The organism is Haloarcula litorea (genome assembly GCF_029338195.1).
GTDB lineage: Archaea > Halobacteriota > Halobacteria > Halobacteriales > Haloarculaceae > Haloarcula > Haloarcula litorea.
Genome location: NZ_CP119779.1, coordinates 86,755 through 103,172 on the forward strand (window position 1 = coordinate 86,755; position 16,418 = coordinate 103,172).

General features: G+C 69.6%; 19 protein-coding genes. 5 read left to right on the forward strand and 14 right to left on the reverse strand.

Features of this window, described 5'->3' with window-relative positions; all coding sequences use genetic code 11:
• The first annotated feature begins 130 nt into the window (after positions 1 to 130).
• Positions 131 to 406 (forward strand): hypothetical protein, encoded by a 276-nt coding sequence (locus tag P0592_RS00505; RefSeq protein WP_276272303.1) that lies wholly within the window; start codon positions 131 to 133, stop codon positions 404 to 406.
• A 48-nt stretch (positions 407 to 454) separates the two neighbouring features.
• Positions 455 to 1,207 carry a YkgJ family cysteine cluster protein gene (locus tag P0592_RS00510; protein WP_276272304.1) on the forward strand — a complete coding sequence of 251 codons (753 nt, stop codon included), beginning with the start codon at positions 455 to 457 and terminating at the stop codon, positions 1,205 to 1,207.
• 66 nt (positions 1,208 to 1,273) lie between these two features.
• Here the strand turns inward: P0592_RS00510 and P0592_RS00515 are convergent, their stop codons facing one another.
• Positions 1,274 to 1,678 carry a TRAM domain-containing protein gene (locus P0592_RS00515; protein WP_276272305.1) on the reverse strand — a complete coding sequence of 135 codons (405 nt, stop codon included), beginning with the start codon at positions 1,676 to 1,678 and terminating at the stop codon, positions 1,274 to 1,276.
• A 232-nt stretch (positions 1,679 to 1,910) separates the two neighbouring features.
• On the opposite strand from P0592_RS00515, the gene P0592_RS00520 reads away from it, so the two are divergent.
• Complete coding sequence (locus P0592_RS00520; protein ID WP_276272306.1) at positions 1,911 to 2,153, forward strand: DUF7123 family protein; 243 nt, start codon at positions 1,911 to 1,913, stop codon at positions 2,151 to 2,153.
• 74 nt (positions 2,154 to 2,227) lie between these two features.
• Here P0592_RS00520 and P0592_RS00525 read toward each other — a convergent pair whose 3' ends face one another.
• The 11 genes from P0592_RS00525 to P0592_RS00575 all read right to left on the reverse strand — a co-directional run bounded on the left by P0592_RS00525 (position 2,228) and on the right by P0592_RS00575 (position 13,922).
• Entirely contained in the window at positions 2,228 to 2,833 is a 606-nt protein-coding gene (locus P0592_RS00525; RefSeq protein WP_276272307.1) for a winged helix-turn-helix transcriptional regulator, read from the reverse strand.
• Positions 2,834 to 2,930: 97 nt separating this feature from the next.
• The gene (locus P0592_RS00530; protein WP_276272308.1) at positions 2,931 to 4,109 is read right to left on the reverse strand and encodes an SPFH domain-containing protein; all 1,179 of its coding nucleotides are present in this window, start codon (positions 4,107 to 4,109) and stop codon (positions 2,931 to 2,933) included.
• 87 nt (positions 4,110 to 4,196) lie between these two features.
• Entirely contained in the window at positions 4,197 to 4,802 is a 606-nt protein-coding gene (locus tag P0592_RS00535; RefSeq protein ID WP_276272309.1) for an NfeD family protein, read from the reverse strand.
• A gap of 25 nt (positions 4,803 to 4,827) precedes the next feature.
• Positions 4,828 to 5,214 carry a DUF7312 domain-containing protein gene (locus P0592_RS00540; protein ID WP_276272310.1) on the reverse strand — a complete coding sequence of 129 codons (387 nt, stop codon included), beginning with the start codon at positions 5,212 to 5,214 and terminating at the stop codon, positions 4,828 to 4,830.
• A gap of 53 nt (positions 5,215 to 5,267) precedes the next feature.
• On the reverse strand, positions 5,268 to 7,397 hold the full coding sequence (gene metG / locus P0592_RS00545; RefSeq protein ID WP_276272311.1) for a methionine--tRNA ligase: 2,130 nt from the start codon (positions 7,395 to 7,397) through the stop codon (positions 5,268 to 5,270).
• Positions 7,398 to 7,446: 49 nt separating this feature from the next.
• Positions 7,447 to 7,692 (reverse strand): LiaF transmembrane domain-containing protein, encoded by a 246-nt coding sequence (locus tag P0592_RS00550; RefSeq protein WP_276272312.1) that lies wholly within the window; start codon positions 7,690 to 7,692, stop codon positions 7,447 to 7,449.
• Between the two features lie 56 nt (positions 7,693 to 7,748).
• Positions 7,749 to 8,333, reverse strand: a complete 585-nt coding sequence (locus P0592_RS00555; protein ID WP_419181109.1) for a YqaA family protein — start codon at positions 8,331 to 8,333, stop codon at positions 7,749 to 7,751.
• 198 nt (positions 8,334 to 8,531) lie between these two features.
• The gene (gene mfnA, locus P0592_RS00560; protein ID WP_276272313.1) at positions 8,532 to 9,584 is read right to left on the reverse strand and encodes a tyrosine decarboxylase MfnA; all 1,053 of its coding nucleotides are present in this window, start codon (positions 9,582 to 9,584) and stop codon (positions 8,532 to 8,534) included.
• A 46-nt stretch (positions 9,585 to 9,630) separates the two neighbouring features.
• Positions 9,631 to 10,536, reverse strand: a complete 906-nt coding sequence (locus P0592_RS00565) for an RAD55 family ATPase (RefSeq protein WP_276272314.1) — start codon at positions 10,534 to 10,536, stop codon at positions 9,631 to 9,633.
• A 52-nt stretch (positions 10,537 to 10,588) separates the two neighbouring features.
• Complete coding sequence (gene ppsA / locus P0592_RS00570) at positions 10,589 to 12,907, reverse strand: phosphoenolpyruvate synthase (RefSeq protein ID WP_276272315.1); 2,319 nt, start codon at positions 12,905 to 12,907, stop codon at positions 10,589 to 10,591.
• 109 nt (positions 12,908 to 13,016) lie between these two features.
• Complete coding sequence (locus P0592_RS00575) at positions 13,017 to 13,922, reverse strand: PhzF family phenazine biosynthesis protein (protein WP_276272316.1); 906 nt, start codon at positions 13,920 to 13,922, stop codon at positions 13,017 to 13,019.
• A gap of 84 nt (positions 13,923 to 14,006) precedes the next feature.
• Between P0592_RS00575 and P0592_RS00580 the strand changes: the two genes are divergently transcribed.
• Positions 14,007 to 14,702, forward strand: coding sequence for a phosphoribosyltransferase (locus tag P0592_RS00580; RefSeq protein WP_276272317.1), 696 nt, complete (start codon positions 14,007 to 14,009; stop codon positions 14,700 to 14,702).
• Between the two features lie 238 nt (positions 14,703 to 14,940).
• On the opposite strand, the gene P0592_RS00585 is transcribed toward P0592_RS00580, so the two are convergent.
• Positions 14,941 to 15,216 carry a hypothetical protein gene (locus tag P0592_RS00585; RefSeq protein WP_276272318.1) on the reverse strand — a complete coding sequence of 92 codons (276 nt, stop codon included), beginning with the start codon at positions 15,214 to 15,216 and terminating at the stop codon, positions 14,941 to 14,943.
• A gap of 101 nt (positions 15,217 to 15,317) precedes the next feature.
• Between P0592_RS00585 and P0592_RS00590 the strand changes: the two genes are divergently transcribed.
• Positions 15,318 to 16,082, forward strand: coding sequence for a pirin family protein (locus P0592_RS00590; protein ID WP_276272319.1), 765 nt, complete (start codon positions 15,318 to 15,320; stop codon positions 16,080 to 16,082).
• Between the two features lie 27 nt (positions 16,083 to 16,109).
• On the opposite strand, the gene P0592_RS00595 is transcribed toward P0592_RS00590, so the two are convergent.
• Complete coding sequence (locus tag P0592_RS00595; RefSeq protein WP_276272320.1) at positions 16,110 to 16,394, reverse strand: DUF357 domain-containing protein; 285 nt, start codon at positions 16,392 to 16,394, stop codon at positions 16,110 to 16,112.
• Between the last annotated feature and the right edge of the window lie 24 nt (positions 16,395 to 16,418).

Consider the following 16,418-nt stretch of genomic DNA (forward strand, 5'->3'; position numbering starts at 1 on the left):
CGGACTTTATCACCACGTTCCGTGTTAGCACTCATCGAAAACCATACGAAATACGATACTTTTTCCGTCTCCGGCGGGAACGGTGAGACAGAGACGCGGGGCCGGTCGCCGGTCCCGTCTCGGACACCCTATGACACGACGCTCACTGCAGACGGTCGCTCGCCCAGGCCCACAGACAGACGACGCCGCGCTCGGCCCCGCGCTTGCGGCACCCCTCCTGCTCGGTGCCCTCCTCGCGGCGGCGACCGCGCCGGTCCTGGCCGCCGTCGCCGCCGTCACGGTCGTCCTCGCGACGAAGGCCGCTCAGCTCGGGCTGGGCGCGCTGGCACGCCGCGCCGGCGACCGCTTCGGTCGCGTCGAACTCCCCGGCGTGGCGACGGTCAGCGTCCACATCTCGCCCCGGTAACGCGACGCCGACTGACGCCTTTTTTGCGCTCCGCGCCCACCACACCCTGTGGAGTCACTCGACGCAGAACTCGCCCGGGCCCGTGAACTCGACGTGGGTGCGCTGGCCGACGCGATCGAGACCATCGGGTTCGAGTGTACCCGCTGTGGCGCGTGTTGCAAGGCCGAGACGGCCTGCGGCGGCGGGAGCGACGACGAGACGGCCGACGAAGGGGAGAGCGACCCCCACACAGCGACCGTCTTCCCCGACGAGATCCGGGCGCTCCAGGCCGCCGGCGACTACGACTTCCGGGACGTGGCCCGCCCGATGCCCTACGGGATCGAGGAGACGGCCGACGGCCCCAGCGGCGAGACCTTCGAGTGGGCGTTACAGACCGACGACTGCGGCGACTGCACCTTCTACGCGGAAGGCGACGACGGCGTCGGGGCCTGCACGGTCCACGACGACCGGCCGCTCATCTGCCGGACCTACCCGTTCAGCGTCGGGCTCGGCGGGACCAGCCAGCCGATGGGCGAGGCCGTCGACGGCGTCGCGCTGGAGTCGGGACGGGCGGCCGACGACGGCGACGATCAGGTGACGGTCCGAGCCCACGAGTGCGAGGGGCTGGGCCGTGAGATCTCGCGAGACGAGGCCGAGGAACTCGCTGCGGCCCTGAAAGAGCGAGCCGTCAGGGAACTGGAGGAGGCGATCGGCGTCCGCGAGAACTACGAACCGGTCGACGCCGACGGCGTGGTCGTCCACGACTCGGAGGGACAGAAGCGGCCCGACGGGACGCCACTCGGGGACGCCGACGGAGACTGAGGGCGTCGCGGCCGGAACGGGAGCGTGGCGACTGTCCGCGGGCACACGGCACCGCTTCGGTCGCTGTCAGACGTCCGACTCGATGATCTCGCCGACGGCGAAGTTGGACTTGACCTCGGTCACTTCGACCTTGACGCGCTCGCCGATGTCGGCTCCGGGGACGATGATGACGTAGCCGCGTTCGACGCGGGCGATGCCGTCGCCCTGCTTGCCGATGTCTTCGATCTCGACGTACCGCGTCTCGCCGGGTTCGACCGGGGGCTGGGGTTGGTCCGGCGGCACCTCCGCCTCGCTCTCGCTTGAGCCCTCGCCGTCGCTCGCGTCGGTGGAGATGAGCGCGACCCGGTAGGTAGCGCCGGCGTCGATCGCCCCCGTCTCGACCTCCCGTCGGGGGACCTCGACGACGTACCGGTCGCCGTCGTCGCTCACGTCAGCACTGAACAGACACAGCAGTTCGTCCGAGATTTCCAATGTAGTAGACCTCCGTTCGCCATACTGTCGACCCACTACCATAGAACTGCCGGACGGGTAGCCGCGGATTACCCCGTCCGGGACGCTGTTTTCCCGGCGTACCAACCGCTCCGGGAGTCCCCCGTCACGTCGGTCTGTCGGCCTCATCGAAGCACCGAAACCGCACGACAGCGCGCCGTTAATCGACTGTACCAAACCCCCTAAGGTGGAGTCAGTGCTATACGGTGACGTAATGAGCGCGACTGCACAGGCGGCGGACAGCCCCCTCTCGGAGAAGCAGCGTCGCATCCTCGAGTACCTCCGGAGCAACGCCGACGAACAGACGTACTTCAAGTCACGGCTCATCGGGGACGAACTGGGGCTCTCCGCAAAGGAAGTGGGGACGAACATGACGACCATCGCCGACGGGGACTTCGACGTCGACGTCGAGAAGTGGGGGTACTCCTCCTCGACGACGTGGATGGTCGAGGCGTAGTCGGCCACCGGTTGCACCACCGCGGCTGACACCCTTCCCTCCTCGGTGCAGACCCGACCAGCGGCGTCGCCGGCCTACGGATCGTAGCGGACCAGCGAGTCGGCCTCGCTGGCCAGCGCCGCCGCGCCCGCGTCGAACGAGTCCGCGTACCGCACGAGCAGCGTCAGAACCGTCTCCGGCTCCGCGACGGCGTAGCCGTCGGCCCGCGAGAGCAGGCCGGCCGCCTCCAGGTCCGCGGCGTAGTTGCTGATCGTCGGCCGCGAGACCCCCAGCCGCTCGGCCAGTTCCGAGGCCGTCGTCGTCGGGTCCCGGAGCAGTGCGACGAGCATCCCCCGCGGCGTCGACCGACGGAGGTAGCCGAACGTCACCTGTTCGAACTCGGTGAACTGGTCGGCCGGGAAGTACCGCCGGTAGTCGCCGTCCTTCCGAGAGGCGATCACGCCCTCCTGTTCCAGCCTGTGGAGGTGGTGCTGGGCCTCGCCGGTCCCGAGTTGCAGGTCGTCGCGGAGCTTCGAGAAGTGCGTGCCCGGACGGGCCGAGACGTAGCCGGCGATGGCGTCGGGAGCGTCGCTGTCGCTCCCGTCGTCGGCGAACCGGGCGAGGGGACTGGCAGCGCCGAGGGCCGCGAAGCGACGGAGCGTCGCCCGCTTCTCCTCGTCGACGTCGCCGTCCCGTGTCATACCTGCTCGAACGGGAGTTGGCTACAAAACGTCTTCGACTACACGTATCGAACCGGTGTGTGGAGGGGCTATACGTGTGGTGTGCCGCCGTCGCCGGTCAGGCGGTGTCGCCGTCGCCCTCGCCGTCGCCGGCCTCCGGTCCGCCGGCGATGTTGCCGTCGTCGATCTCGGCGTCCATCTCCTCGATGACCTCGTCGGCGCTGTCGACGCCCGAGTCCTCGCCGTGTTTGATCTTCTGGGCCTCCTCCTCCATCGCCTCGACGTCGACCTCGGCCTCCTCGTCGATCTGTCCGAGGATCTCCTCGATGTCGTCCAGGCCGAGCATCTCGCGGGTCTCGTCGTCGAAGTCCAGCGCGTCTAGCACGTGGCCGTTCTCCTTGACGTCGCTGCCGGTGAGGTGCTTGCCGTAGCGGCCGACCAGCGAGGTGAGCTCCTGGGGGAGGATGAACGTCGTCGACTCGGAGCCGCCGATGTCCGCGAGCGTCTCCATCCCCTTGTCGATGACGGCGCGCTCGCCCATCGACTCGGCGGACTTCGCCCGCAGGACCGTCGAGATGGCGTCACCCTGCGCCTCGAGGATCTGGCTCTGCTTCTCACCCTGAGCGCGGATGATGTTGGACTGCTTGTCACCCTCCGCGGTCTCGATGGCGGAGCGGCGTTCACCCTGGGCCTCCAGGATCATCGCACGCCGCTTCCGCTCGGCGGAGGTCTGTTGCTCCATCGCCTGCTGGACGTCCTTCGAGGGGTTGACCTCGCGGACCTCCACGCTCTCGACGCGGACGCCCCACTCGTCGGTGGGCTCGTCGAGTTCCTTCCGGATGCGGGCGTTGATCTCCTGGCGCTTGTTCAGCGTGTCGTCCAGTTCCATGTCGCCCAGCACCGCACGCAGCGTGGTCTGGGCGAGGTTCGAGACGGCGCGCTCGTAGTTGTCGACCTCGAGGAACGCCTTCTTCGGGTCCATCACCTTGATGTAGACGACGGCGTCGGCGGTCACCGGCGAGTTGTCGCGGGTGATGGCCTCCTGACGCGGCACGTCGAGCGTCTGAGTCCGCATGTCGAAGCGGGTCACGTCCGAGACGAAGGGATAGATGAAGTGGATCCCCTGGTCGAGGATGCCGCGGTAGGTCCCGAGGACCGTGTACGCGCCCTTCTGGTAGGGCCGGATGATGACGACGCTGGAGTACACCAGCGCGATGGCGATCAACAGGAGGACGACGGTGACGAACCCGACGAGCCCTCCCGTGAGTGACTGCAGCGGTGTCAGTGCGGGGAGCATAACGGTTCGAACTCGGGTCGGCCGATGCAAAAGCCTTCCGCGTACGTGTCACAAACTGCCGTATCACACGATCGCGGCGGTGCCGTGTCAGGCCCGCTCGGACTCCGTGTCCCGCTCGCGGTCCGTCTCGTCGTCCGGTCGGTCCGCCCGGTCACGTTCGAGCGCACGGTCGATGTCGTCGCCGGTGCTCCCGACGGCCTCGACGGTGAGGACGTTGCCGCCGCCGGGGTCGACGACCATCACCTCGGTCCCCTCCTCGATGACGCCGTCGACGCTCCGCGCCTGGTAGTAGGGGTTGAAGCCGCCGTCCTCCAGTTTGACCTCGCCGTCGCTCGTCGTGACCCGCTGGGTGACCGTCCCGAACTGCCCCTGCAGCGAGCTCGAGCTCAGCGTCTGGCCGCGGCCGGGGGCCGCGAAGTCGAGTTTCCGGTAGCCCCACAGCGTCACCGCCGTCGTCGCGAGGACGACGGCCGCGAGGATGACCGGCGCGAACGCCGTCGCGGGGAGGAACAGACCCACCAGCCCCGCGGTCAGCAGCGCCACCCCGAGGACGAAGAAGTGGGTCCCGGGCGCGAACGCCTCCGCGACGACGAGCCCGGCACCCGAGAGGAACAGCAGGATCGCGAGCGAGAGGTTGAGCAGTGACTCGGCCTGCAGCGGCGTCAGGGCGAGCGCGCCCAGCGAGATGCTCATACGACGTGGTAGGGCGGGCGCGGGATTAAGTGTCCGGGTTGGTCCGGACGAAGACGCCGTAACACAGCGCCGCAGTGCCGGCGACGGCGGCGGTGATCGCCGCCAGCGTCGTCGGCGCGTAGATGGCGTCCCCCAGGACCACCTGTCCGAGAGCGACGACGGCGATGTAGACACCCAGCGCCACGAAGATCACGCTCTCGGGCTCGGGTCGACCGGGGGTCACCTCCACGTCGGGCGTGAACGAGCCGGCGACGGCCTCCTCGTCGCCGTCGTCGGCCGCCTCGACCTGGATGACGTCGGCCTCCGTGGCGTACTCGTATGCCTCCACGAAGTCCCCGGTCTCCGCGTCCTCGTCGCGGGGCTCGTCGTCCCCGTCGCCCGTCGCCTCGTCGGTCCCGCCGTCGGCAGCCATACGTCCGGGTAGGGCGGCCGGCTACAAAAATGGCCGGCGACCGGGCCGCCGAGCTACTTGATCCGGGTGCCCAGCGGCGCGTCCTCGTGGGTGGTCAGCAGGTCCGCCTCGTCGCCGGCGGCCAGCACCATCCCGTTGGACTCGATGCCGAACAGCTCCGCCCGCTCCATGTTCGCGAGCAGGATGACCCGCGTACCGGGCAGGTCGTCGGCCTCGTGCAGTCGGGCGAGGCCGGCGACCACCTGACGGGTCTCGTGGCCGATGTCCACTTCCAGCCGGAGGAGCTTGTCGGCGTCCTCGACGGGCTCCGCGGTGACGATCTCGCCGACGCGCATGTCGACGCCCTCGAACTCCTCGAAGCTGATGCGGTCCTCGACCAGCGGTTCGAGGTCGGCGGCGTCCTCGGCCCCGTCGGCATCACCGTCCTCGTCGTCCTCGTTCGCGGCCGCGACCCGGTCGCGCAGCTCCGCGTTCAGGTCGGCGATGTGGTCGTCCTCGACCTGCTCGAACAGCTCGTCGGGCTCGTCGAACTCGGCGGGCGGGGCCTCCAGCGCCGCGTCGACGGAGACGTCGGCGACCGACCCCTGCTCGTCGAGCTGGCCCCAGAGTCGCTCGGCCTTGCCCGGCAGCACCGGCTGCAACAGGACGGCGACGGCCTTGGTGAGCTGGACGCAGTCCCGGATGACCTGCTCTGCGCGCTCGGGGTCGTCGTCGACGAGGTTCCAGGGCTCCTCGGACTGGATGTACTCGTTGCCGTAGTTCGAGAGGGCCGTCGCCACCTCCGCGAGGTCGCGGACGTTGTACTCCCGGACGGCCGTCTCGAAGTCGTCGATGGCCTCGGCGATGCGCTTCTGGACGTCGGCGCTGACCTCCGTGTCCGGCGTGCCGTCGTAGTTGCGCTCGGCGAACAGCAGCGAGCGGTAGATGAAGTTGCCGACGTTGCCGACGAGCTCGCCGTTGACCCGCTCCTGGAACCGGTCCCAGGAGAAGTCCACGTCCGTGTCCAGCTCCGCGCCGGTGGCGATGTAGTAGCGGAACAGGTCCGGGTGGAAGCCAGCGTCGAGGTACTCGTCGGCCCAGACCGCGCGGTTCCGGGAGGTCGAGAGGGCCTTCCCGTCGATGCCGACGAAGCCCGTCGCGAGGATCGACCGGGGCTCGTTGTAGCCCGCCCCCCGCAGCATCGCCGGCCAGAAGACGGCGTGGTGCTGGATGATGTCCCGGCCGATGACGTGGATCACCTCGCCGCCCTCGTGGGTCCAGTCGTCGTCCCACGCGGTGCCGTGGCGCTCCTCGCCGCCGACCTTCCAGACCTGCTCCCAGTCGTACTCGTCGGCCCCGACCCGCTCGGAGTACTGCTTGGTCGAGGCGACGTACTCGATGGGCGCGTCGACCCAGACGTACAGGACGAGGTCCTCGGTCGCCGCCCCCTCGTCCTCCCGAGCGGGATAGTCGACGCCCCAGTCCATGTCCCGCGTGATACAGAGGTCCTGGAGTTCCCCCTCGATCCACTCGCGGGGCTGGTTCCGGGCGTTGTCGGTCCCCTCGACGCGGTCGAGGAAGCCCTGGAGGTACTCCTGGAAGTCCGAGAGGCGGAGGAACTTGTGCTCGCGGGCGCGGTACTCGGCGGGATTGCCCGTCAGCGTCGAGACGGGGTCCTCGATCTCCCCGGGTTCGAGGTGGCGCTGGCAGCCCTCGTCGCACTCGTCGCCGCGGGCGTGCTCGCCGCAGTACGGACAGGTCCCCTCGACGTAGCGGTCGGGGAGGGGCTGGTCCTCCTCGGTGTCCCAGGCGACCTGGATCTCCTTCTCGTGGACGTGGTCGTTGTCGATCCACGAGCGGACGAACTCCCGCGTGAGCTCGGTGTTGGTCTCGTCGTCGGTGTGGCCGTAGTTGTCGAACTCGACGTTGAACTGCGGGAACGTCTCGGCGTAGGTCTCGTGGTACTCCAGCGCGAACTCGCGGGGATCGACCCCTTCCTTCGCGGCGTTGACGGCGACGGGTGTCCCGTGCATATCCGACCCGCAGACGAAGGCGGTCTGCTGGCCGATGCGCCGGAGCGCCCGCGAGAGTGCGTCCCCGTCGACGTAGGTCCGCAGGTGGCCGACGTGCAGGTCGCCGTTGGCGTACGGCAGCCCACACGTGACCACCGCGGGGTGGTCGGTGGGGAACTCGTCGTGGCTCATACCTGTTCGTGTGCCGCCGACGGGTCAAAAGGGGTTGGTTTCCGCTCGCTCAGTCCAAGATCTCCAGCCCGCCGAAGAAGGCGAATGCCACGACGTCGCTCGTGTCCTGACTCCGGGTCCGTGCGCGGTACTGCCCGAGCACCAGCGAGAGCCCGAGGAGGACGATCAGCGACGGGACGTAGACGAGCAGGCTCTCGACGTCGATCAGACCGGTCGAGCGCGCCAGCAGTGCCAGTCCGACGACGACGATGATCCCGCCCAGCAGGGTCTGTACGGAGAGACGGCTGTCACTCATACGACAGTGTTCTCACACAGATTACATAAGTGCGACTGCGGTGGCCGTCTCCGCGGTCACAACAGCGCCAGGGTCCCGCCGGCCAGGCCGATGGTCACCAGTAGGCGGCCGGCGCTTCCGGCGAAGGTGGCCGCGCCGAACCGGACGTAGTCTTCCTCTAAGACGGTGAACGCGTAGATCGAGAGAGTGTCGGGGAAGAAGGGGACACACAGCGCCAGCGCGAGGCCGACGTAGCCGTACCGCTTCGCGATCTGGATCGTCTTGTTCTCGGACCACTCGACCACGTCGAACCGGGAGCGCTGGAGCCGTCGGATCAGGGGGCCGTACTCCTTTGCCTCCTGGCCGATGTGGAACGCGAAGAGGCTCCCGAGGGCCTTCCCGCCGGCACTGACGACGATGATCGCCGCGACGTTGCCCCACGTCGGCAGGCCGAGCCGCAGCGTCTCCGCGGGCACGAGCACCACCTCGCTGGGCAGCGGCAGGATGAACGCGATCAGGAACGAGTAGACGGCGATGATGCCCAGTCCCGTCGGTCCCGTGGCCGTACAGACGGCCTGTTCGAGCAGCGACAGCGGACTCGCCGGCGTCGAGCAGTCGCCGATGAACAGGGCCAGCGCGGGGAGCGAGGCGACCGGGTCCACAACGCTCCATAGCAAAGAGGGGGTGGTAAAGCTTGGTATGTTCTCTCGGGAGCGGACGGTAGCGCCGCCGTTCTGTCGGGCGGTAGACCACCGTGTCCGTCCGGGTCCGACGTGGCCGTCCTCGGTACCGGTCCAGGTCCGCCACGAACGACCACCGACGACTTTTTCCGCTCGGGTCTCTCGCTCCGCTCGCCGGCCTCAGTACCAGTCCAGGTCCGCCACGAACGACCGGAGCATCGACCGCGTGACGTGGGGCATACAGACCACGCGTAGCTCGCCGGCACCGGTCTTGGAGACCCGCCACCCGCGGTCCCGGAGTTCGTCGGTCATCGGCACCGAGAGGTCGGCGGCCACGAGCGGGAGTTCCGGGTCGACGACCTCGTGGCCCCGGGCGCGCAGCTGCTCGGCCAGCCACTCGGCGTTGGCCATCGAGCGCTCGTACTGCTCGCGGTAGCCGGCGGGCCACAGCGCCTCCATCGCGGCGACGGCGCTGGCGACGCCCGCCCCCGATCGGGTCCCGGTCAGCGTCAGCTGGCTGGTGGACTCCAGATACGGCGTCTCGACGGCCAGCTCGTCCAGCAGCGTCTCGTCGCGGGCGAGCAGCCCGCCGGCCGGGACCGCGGCCTGCCCGACCTTGTGGGGGTCGATCGTCAGCGTGTCCACGTCGGCGTGGCCGAAGTGCCAGTCGTGGTCGGTGAAGGGGAGGTAGAAGCCGCCCCACGCGGCGTCGACGTGACAGAGGGCGTCGACGGAGTTCGCGAGGTCGGCCACGGCCGGGATGGGGTCGACGTAGCCGTACTCCGTCGAGCCGGCGACGCCGACCACACAGACCGTGTCCCCGTCGACGAGTTCCGCCATCGCGTCGGCGTCGACGCGATGGCCGTCCGCCGGGGCCGTCCGGAGTTCGACCCCGAGCACGTCCGCGGCCTTGGTGAAGGAGAAGTGGGCGTGGACCGGGGCGACGACGTTCGGGTCGTCGGTGTCGGCGCGGTTGCGGGCGATGCGGACCGCCTGGACGTTGGCCTCCGTCCCCCCCGAGGCGACGTAGCCGGCCGGGTCGGCGAGCCCGGTCAGTTCCCCGAGGGCGTCGACGGCCTCGCGTTCGAGGTCGGCGACCGTCTGGTAGGTGCCGGGGTCGCCGGGGTTGGTCGCGAGGAACCGCTCGGCCGCCTCGCGTGCCCGGGGGTGGGGCACGGTACACATCGAGGAGAGGACCCGTTCGAACTCCTGTGGCTCGGCCCGCTGGAGCATTCAGCAGGGGGAACGCGGGCGAGCCGTTTAGCCGTTTTGTTCCACCTCACCAGTTCGACGGGCCGATCTTCTTGGTCGCCTTCGCCCGGAAGCCGCTGGGGCCGACCTGTGACTCGAAGACGGTCTGGCGCTCGGTGTCCAGCGCGCCGCCGAAGGAACCGACCCGCATCGTCCGGTAGGTCTCGAACCCCTTGTCGTTGGAGTAGAAGTAGACGCTGCCGTGGAGGAGCCCGTGGATGCGGTCGTCCGAGCGGGCGTCCCGCGCCGGCCGGTCGAGCTTGACGTAGGCGACGTTCCCCCAGTTGACGACGGCCTCGCGCAGGCCCATCAGGAACGCGACGACCCGGCCCTGCGGGAGGCCGAACTCCCGGGCGCGTTCGAGGTCGGTCAGCGAGTCGACGACGATGAGGTCGTCCTCGGCCTCGACCAGCCGCTCGCCGACGTCGTCGAGCAGCGACTGGAAGTTCTCCTCCTCGGGGACCGAGTCGGCCGGTTCGTCGTCCTCGGGTGCCTCGATGTCTCGGGTCGTCCGGCGGGCGTCGAACAGCGCCGGCGAGACCGGGAGCAGTTCCATGTACCGCTGTGAGAAGTCGGCCACGCGCAGGTTCTGGGTCAGGGCCTCGAACTGGTGGCCGTCGAGGACGGCGTCGAGTTCGCTGTAGACGTGTTCGCGGTCCTGGGTGAGCGTGACGTACGTGACCGAGTCTGGGATCGCGGCCGCCTTGCGCGCGACGCTGCTGGGTACGAGGTCCGGATCGTGGTTCGCCAGCATCAGCGTCGCGAGGCTCGTGTAGGTGAAGGCGTCGCCGCCGGCGTCCGAGGCACCCGCCAGCAACACCGTGCTCCCGGTCGGAATGCCGCGCAACGCGCCGTCCAGTCCGGGGATGCCAAAGGGGATGTAGTCGACCCCGGCGCTGATTCCCTTGGCCTCCGGCACCGACGATGGGTCCATACCGTCGCCGACGGGCGACTGGGACAAAAAACGGGTGCCTCGGCGGCGGCCCTCAGCGGACGGATTCGAGCAGCAGCCGCTGCTCGACCCGCTTGACCTCGTGTTGCACGTCCCGGACGGCGTCGATGTTCGGGGAGATGGACGTGACTCCCTCGTCGACGAGGAAGTCCACCATCTCCGGCTTCGAGGCCGCCTGTCCGCAGATGCTCGTCGCCACGTCGTTCTCGCGGGCAGTGCCGATGACCTTCCCCATCAGGTCCAGCACCGCGGGGTGGAGTTCGTCGAAGCGGTCGGCGACGTTGCTGTTGTTGCGGTCGACGGCGAGCGTGTACTGCGTGAGGTCGTTCGTCCCGAAGGAGACGAAGTCGATGCCCGTCTCACAGAGCTCCTCGATGCGGAGCGCGCTGGCCGGCGTCTCGATCATCACGCCCCAGTCGCGCTTCTCGGGGTCGATGCCGACCTCCCGCATCACGGACTTGGCCCGCAGGACGTCCTCGGCGTCGGTGACGAGCGGGAGCATCAGTTCGACGTTGTCGTAGCCCAGATCGTAGAGCCGCTCGAAGGCTCGGAGCTCGAGCTTGAACTCGCCGGGCCGGTCCAGCGACCGGCGGATGCCCCGGTAGCCCAGCATCGGGTTGTGCTCGGCGGGCTCGTCCTCGCCGCCCTGTAACTGCCGGAACTCGTCGGAGGGGGCGTCCAGCGTCCGGACCCGGACCGGGCGGGGGTAGAACGCCTCGGCGACGTGGCGGACGCCGTCGACGATCTCCTCGACGTAGGCGCGCTCGCCGTGGTCCTCGACGTAGCGGGCGGGCGTCTTGTCCGTCGAGAGGATCATGTGCTCGATGCGCAGCAGGCCGACGCCGTCGGCACCCGTCTCGGCGGCGCGCTCGGCGGCCGCCGGGATGGAGACGTTGACCTTCACCTCCGTCCCGGTCATCGGCTTGACCGGGCTGTGCTCCTCGTCGACGGCCGCCGCCGCCGGTGGCTTGTGGCCGTCCGGGCTGTCGTCGGCCTCCTGCTCGTCGATGTCCGTGCCGAGCTCGACGGTGCCCATGTCGCCGTCGATGGTGACGGTCTGTCCGTCACGGAGCCGCTCGCTGGCGTCGTCGGTGCCGACGACGGCCGGGACGCCCAGCTCCCGGGAGACGATGGCGGCGTGGCTCGTCATCCCGCCCTGGTCGGTGACGATGCCGGCCGCGCGCTGCATCGCCGGCACCATGTCCGGCGTCGTCATCTCCGTGACGATGATGTCGCCCTCCTCGACCTTGTCGAGGTTGTCGAGTTTGCGGACGAGGCGGGCCTCGCCGGTGGCGGTGCCGGGGCTGGAGCCGATGCCCGACAGGCGTACCTCGTCGGGCTGGTCCTGCATCTCGCCGCCGTCGGCGAGACCGGCGGAGTCCCCGGTGTCGGCTGCCGCGGCGGCCGCCGCGCTCTCGTCGTCGATGGTCGTGATGGGCCGGGACTGCAGGAGGTACACCTCGCCCTCGAAGATGGCCCACTCCACGTCCTGTGGCGTCCCGTAGTGGGCCTCGACGGTCTCGCCGATCTCGATCAGCCGGTCGATCTCGTCCTCGTCGAGGACGCGCTTCTCCCGCTTCTCCTCCGGGACCGAGCGTTCGACGGTCTCGCCGTCCTCGTCGCGGACGCACATCACCGTCTTGTCCGCGACGGTCACCTCCTCGACGTCGCCGGACTCGCGGTCGACGACGTAGTTGTCCGGCGAGACGGCCCCGGAGACCACGGCCTCGCCCAGCCCCCACGCGGCCTCGACGATGGCCGTCGGCGCGCCCGTCGAGGGGTGGCTCGTGAACATCACGCCGGACTTCTCCGCGTCGACCATCTGCTGGACGACGACGGCGATGTTGACCGCGTCGTCGTCGAACCCCTGTTCGTTGCGGTAGTAGATGGCCCGCTGGGTGAACAGCGACGCCCAGCACTCCTTGACGCGGTCGAGCAGGTCCGCCCGCGAGACGTTGAGGTAGGTGTCCTGCTGGCCCGCGAAGGAGGCGTCGGGCAGGTCCTCGGCGGTGGCCGAGGACCGGACCGCCACGTCGTAGTCCCCCATCTCGTCGTAGGCCGCGAGGACGGCCTCCCGGACCGACTCGGGCACCTCGGTCTCGAGGATCAGTTCCTGCGCGCGCTCGGCGGCCGTCGCGAGCGCGCGGGAGTCGTCGCTGTCGACGTCGACCGCCTCGAACAGCTCCTCGGCGATGCCGGTCTCGTCGATGAACGACCGATACGTGTCCGCAGTGACCACGAACGCGGACGGGACCGGCAGTCCCGCCGCCGTCAGTTCGCCGAGCGACGCCGCCTTCCCGCCGACCCGTTCGAGGTCGTCCCCGTCGATTTCGTCCAGCCAGACTGTTGGCATTGGGTCACGTTCACGTTCACTAACGATCGGTAAGGTCCTTCCGGTCGCGGCAGTACCGGACGCAGTTCACTCGGAAGCGAGCGAACCGGAATCCGGGGACGGCGGTCCGTTACACCTCGATGATGTCGTCCGTCTCGTCGGCCGGCGGCACGGTCAGCGTCCCGTCGAGCGTGGTCACGGCACGGCCGCCGACCCACGCCTCGACCCCGTCGGTCTCGACCCTGACCGTCCCCGGCCGGTCGCGGAAGTGACCCTGCTCGACGACGACGGGGTCGACGGTCTCGTCGACGACTCCCTGTCGGCGAACGTGTGCGGCGACGGCCCCGGCCGCGGTACCGGTCACGGGGTCCTCGGCGATGCCCGCCCGGGGCGCGAACGCGCGGCCGTGGAGCGTCGACGCGCCGCCCAGCGTGTCGAACGTGAACGCGTACAGCCCCATCGCGTCGACCCGTTCACAGAGGTCGACGACGGCCTCGCGGTCGACCGCGACGTTTCCCAGGTGCTCGAAGTAGTTCACCGGGACGAGCAGCCACGGGAACCCCGCGTCGCCGACGGCGGGCGGGAGGTCCGCACCCACGTCCCGCAGCGCCGCGGCGTCGATGCCGAGCGCGTCGGCGGCGTCGGCCAGCGGGAGGTCGACCTCGCGGAGGTCGACCCTGCCCTGGTCCATCCAGACCGTCCCGTCGTCCTTGACCTCGACGTCGAGGACGCCCGCCGCCGTCGCCATCGTCGACTGGCCGGCGTCGACGGCCCCGCGCTCGTACAGCGCCGCGTGGGCCGCGACGGTGGCGTGGCCACAGAGGTCGACCTCCTGTTCGGGCGTGAAAAAGCGCAGTTCGCGGTCGGCCTCGTCGCTGCCGAGGACGAACGCCGTCTCGCTGGCCCCCAGTTCGTTCGCGATCGCCGCCAGCTGGTCGTCGGCGAGGCCGTCCGCCTCGGGCACCACCCCGGCCGGGTTGCCGGCCATCGGTTCCTCGGCGAAGGCGTCGGCGAGCAGCACCTGTCGCGTCTCCATACCCGGTCGTTGTGCCGACCCCGGGATAACAGTTGCCCGGCCACAGCCTGAAACGGTTAAGTTCGCCCGGCCTCGCCACCCTGTATGGGCGAGTTACCGGACGAGTTCCCCTGCACCATCACCAACTGGGAGTACATCTACGGGCTCTGTCGGGACGTCAGCGACGACGTGAAGGCGGCCGACTTCGAGCCGGACGTGGTCGTCGCGCTGGCCCGGGGCGGCTGGTTCGCCGGCCGCTGTCTCTGTGACTTCCTCGGGCTCGACGACCTGGCGAGTCTGAAGGTCGAACACTACGTCGGCACCGCACAGAAGAGCGACGAACCCGAGGTCCGGTACCCGCTCGCCGACGGGGCCGTCGAGGGGAAAGACGTCCTCGTGGTCGACGACATCGCCGACACCGGCCAGTCGCTGGAGACGGCGGCCCAGTGCGTCCGCGACCGGGACCCGGGGAGCGTCCGGACCGCGACGCTGCAGTTGCTCCAGACCAGCGACCACGAGCCGGACTTCGTCGGGGAGCGCCTCTCCGAGTGGGCGTGGGTCGTCTACCCCTGGAACTTCGTCGAAGACATGATCGAACTCGTCGAGGGCGTGATGGTCAAGAGCGACGGGACGGTCCACGACGAGAGCGACGTCCGGGCGCTCCTGCGGGAGTACCACGGCGTCGAGCGCATCGAGATGGAGATCGCACAGCCCGACCGGCTGGACGAGGTGCTCGACGAGATGGTCCGACGGGACGTGGTCGAGGAGACCGAGCGCGGGTGGCGACTCACCGGCGGGTGAGCGGGTGTCGAGGGGAGCGGCGGCGGGTCAGCGGTGCTCTCAGCGCTTGCCGTCGTCGCGGACGTACTCCAGCGCGGAGACCAACTCCTCGGCGTCGATGCGGTCCTCGGACTCTTTCAGCCGCTCGCGCATCTTCGTGGGAGTCATACTCACCCGTGGTATTTGTGATCGAATAGCATAATACTTTCCTCGCGCCCGACACGTCTCCGGCTGTGCCCGTTCCCGCGGGGCCGCCGGGTCAGTCCTCGGGGTCCGTCTCCGGCGGTTCGACGCCGTGGATGTCGAACCACTCCCGCAGCGGGCCACGCACCCCGTCGACCGTGACCGTCACCTCGCCGTCGAAGCGCCAGCGCGCTCTCGGAGCGTCCTCGCCGAACCGGATCGGCACGTCGACCGCCAGGTCGTCGGCGGTGACGTGCAGCGGCTCGCCCCGGTCGACCGTCTCGTCGAGGAGCCGCTCGACCGTCGCTCGGAGTCCGTCCTCCTCCGCCTCGAACCCGGCTGACTCGCTCATACCGGAGCCTTCTCGCTCCACCTATCTCTGTATTTCGCCGCGCCGGGGACGGCCGGACCGCCGCGCAAACCCATATCCGGCTCGCGCGCCTATCGCCCTCGATGGACGAATCAGCGACGGGCCGCACGCGACCCGAGATCCACACGGCCCCGCGAACGGACGTCTCGCAGGACCAGGGGCAGTTCAGGACCCACTTCAACTTCCCCGGTCGGGCGGTTCCCGACCACGACGACCACGGCTACGGCCCGCTGGCGACCGTCGTCGAGTCGTTCATGGACCCGGGGACGCTGATCCGGATGCACCAGCACCGAAACGAGGAGATCGTCTCGTGGGTGCCGGCGGGCGTGATGCGACACGACGACCGCGACGGGAACGAACTGGTCACCGACCCCGACCACCTGCTGGTGATGAACGCCGGGCGCGGCTTCTGGCACGCCGAGGAGACGCTTCCCGACGACCCGCCGCTGCGGATGCTCCAGATCTTCGTCCGGCCCCACAGCCTCGACCTGGAACCCGGACTCCAGCACGAACGGATTCCCGACCCCACACCCGACGAGTGGCGACACCTGTTCGGCCCCGAGGGTGGCGACGCGCCGTTGTCCGTCCGCAACGACGTCGACTGTTTCGACTGCCGCCTCGACGACGGAGCCACCGTCACGCTGCCGGGCCGCGAGGGGTGGGACACCTACCTCTACGTGTTCGAGGGGGCCGCCGAAGTGGGCGGCGAGCGCGTCGGCTACACGGAGAGCGCGCTCGTGAGCGGCGACGGGGACGTGCCCGTGACCGCGACGGAGGACGCGATCCTCGTCGCGTTCGCCGTCGATCCCGACGCGCCGGTCACCCGCCAGGGGACCATCGGACGGTAGCCGACGGACGGTCCGGGGAGCGAGCGCTCACTGCGTGAACAGGTGCCCCTCGGTCGGCACGTCGAACAGGCCGATGCGCGCGCCGGCGTCCAGCCACGCGTGACCGTAGGAGAACGACGCCAGCGCGTTCACGGGATCGTCCTCGGCCCGGAAGTGGCGGCCGTCGTCGAGGTACGCCGCCGCCATCTCCTCGCAGTCCAAGGCGGCGTCGTGCATCGGCGTCCCCTCCGGCGGCGCGATCTCGGCGGCGTCGAGCGCGTCGGCGAGCAGTCCCTCGTAGCGGTCGGTCTTCTCCGCGATGTCGGCGGCCATACCCCGAGCCAGCGAGGGCGCGGG

Excerpts from the sequence above, each read along its gene's own strand:
- P0592_RS00540 (WP_276272310.1), bottom strand. The coding sequence starts at position 5,214 with ATGGCTGCCGACGGCGGGACCGACGAGGCGACGGGCGACGGGGACGAC.
- P0592_RS00585 (WP_276272318.1), bottom strand. The coding sequence starts at position 15,216 with ATGAGCGAGTCAGCCGGGTTCGAGGCGGAGGAGGACGGACTCCGAGCG.
- P0592_RS00550 (WP_276272312.1), bottom strand. The coding sequence starts at position 7,692 with ATGAGTGACAGCCGTCTCTCCGTACAGACCCTGCTGGGCGGGATCATC.
- P0592_RS00535 (WP_276272309.1), bottom strand. The coding sequence starts at position 4,802 with ATGAGCATCTCGCTGGGCGCGCTCGCCCTGACGCCGCTGCAGGCCGAG.
- P0592_RS00530 (WP_276272308.1), bottom strand. The coding sequence starts at position 4,109 with ATGCTCCCCGCACTGACACCGCTGCAGTCACTCACGGGAGGGCTCGTC.
- P0592_RS00580 (WP_276272317.1), top strand. The coding sequence starts at position 14,007 with ATGGGCGAGTTACCGGACGAGTTCCCCTGCACCATCACCAACTGGGAG.
- P0592_RS00595 (WP_276272320.1), bottom strand. The coding sequence starts at position 16,394 with ATGGCCGCCGACATCGCGGAGAAGACCGACCGCTACGAGGGACTGCTC.
- P0592_RS00565 (WP_276272314.1), bottom strand. The coding sequence starts at position 10,536 with ATGGACCCATCGTCGGTGCCGGAGGCCAAGGGAATCAGCGCCGGGGTC.
- P0592_RS00505 (WP_276272303.1), top strand. The coding sequence starts at position 131 with ATGACACGACGCTCACTGCAGACGGTCGCTCGCCCAGGCCCACAGACA.
- metG (WP_276272311.1), bottom strand. The coding sequence starts at position 7,397 with ATGAGCCACGACGAGTTCCCCACCGACCACCCCGCGGTGGTCACGTGT.
- P0592_RS00525 (WP_276272307.1), bottom strand. The coding sequence starts at position 2,833 with ATGACACGGGACGGCGACGTCGACGAGGAGAAGCGGGCGACGCTCCGT.
- P0592_RS00590 (WP_276272319.1), top strand. The coding sequence starts at position 15,318 with ATGGACGAATCAGCGACGGGCCGCACGCGACCCGAGATCCACACGGCC.
- ppsA (WP_276272315.1), bottom strand. The coding sequence starts at position 12,907 with ATGCCAACAGTCTGGCTGGACGAAATCGACGGGGACGACCTCGAACGG.
- P0592_RS00575 (WP_276272316.1), bottom strand. The coding sequence starts at position 13,922 with ATGGAGACGCGACAGGTGCTGCTCGCCGACGCCTTCGCCGAGGAACCG.
- mfnA (WP_276272313.1), bottom strand. The coding sequence starts at position 9,584 with ATGCTCCAGCGGGCCGAGCCACAGGAGTTCGAACGGGTCCTCTCCTCG.
- P0592_RS00520 (WP_276272306.1), top strand. The coding sequence starts at position 1,911 with ATGAGCGCGACTGCACAGGCGGCGGACAGCCCCCTCTCGGAGAAGCAG.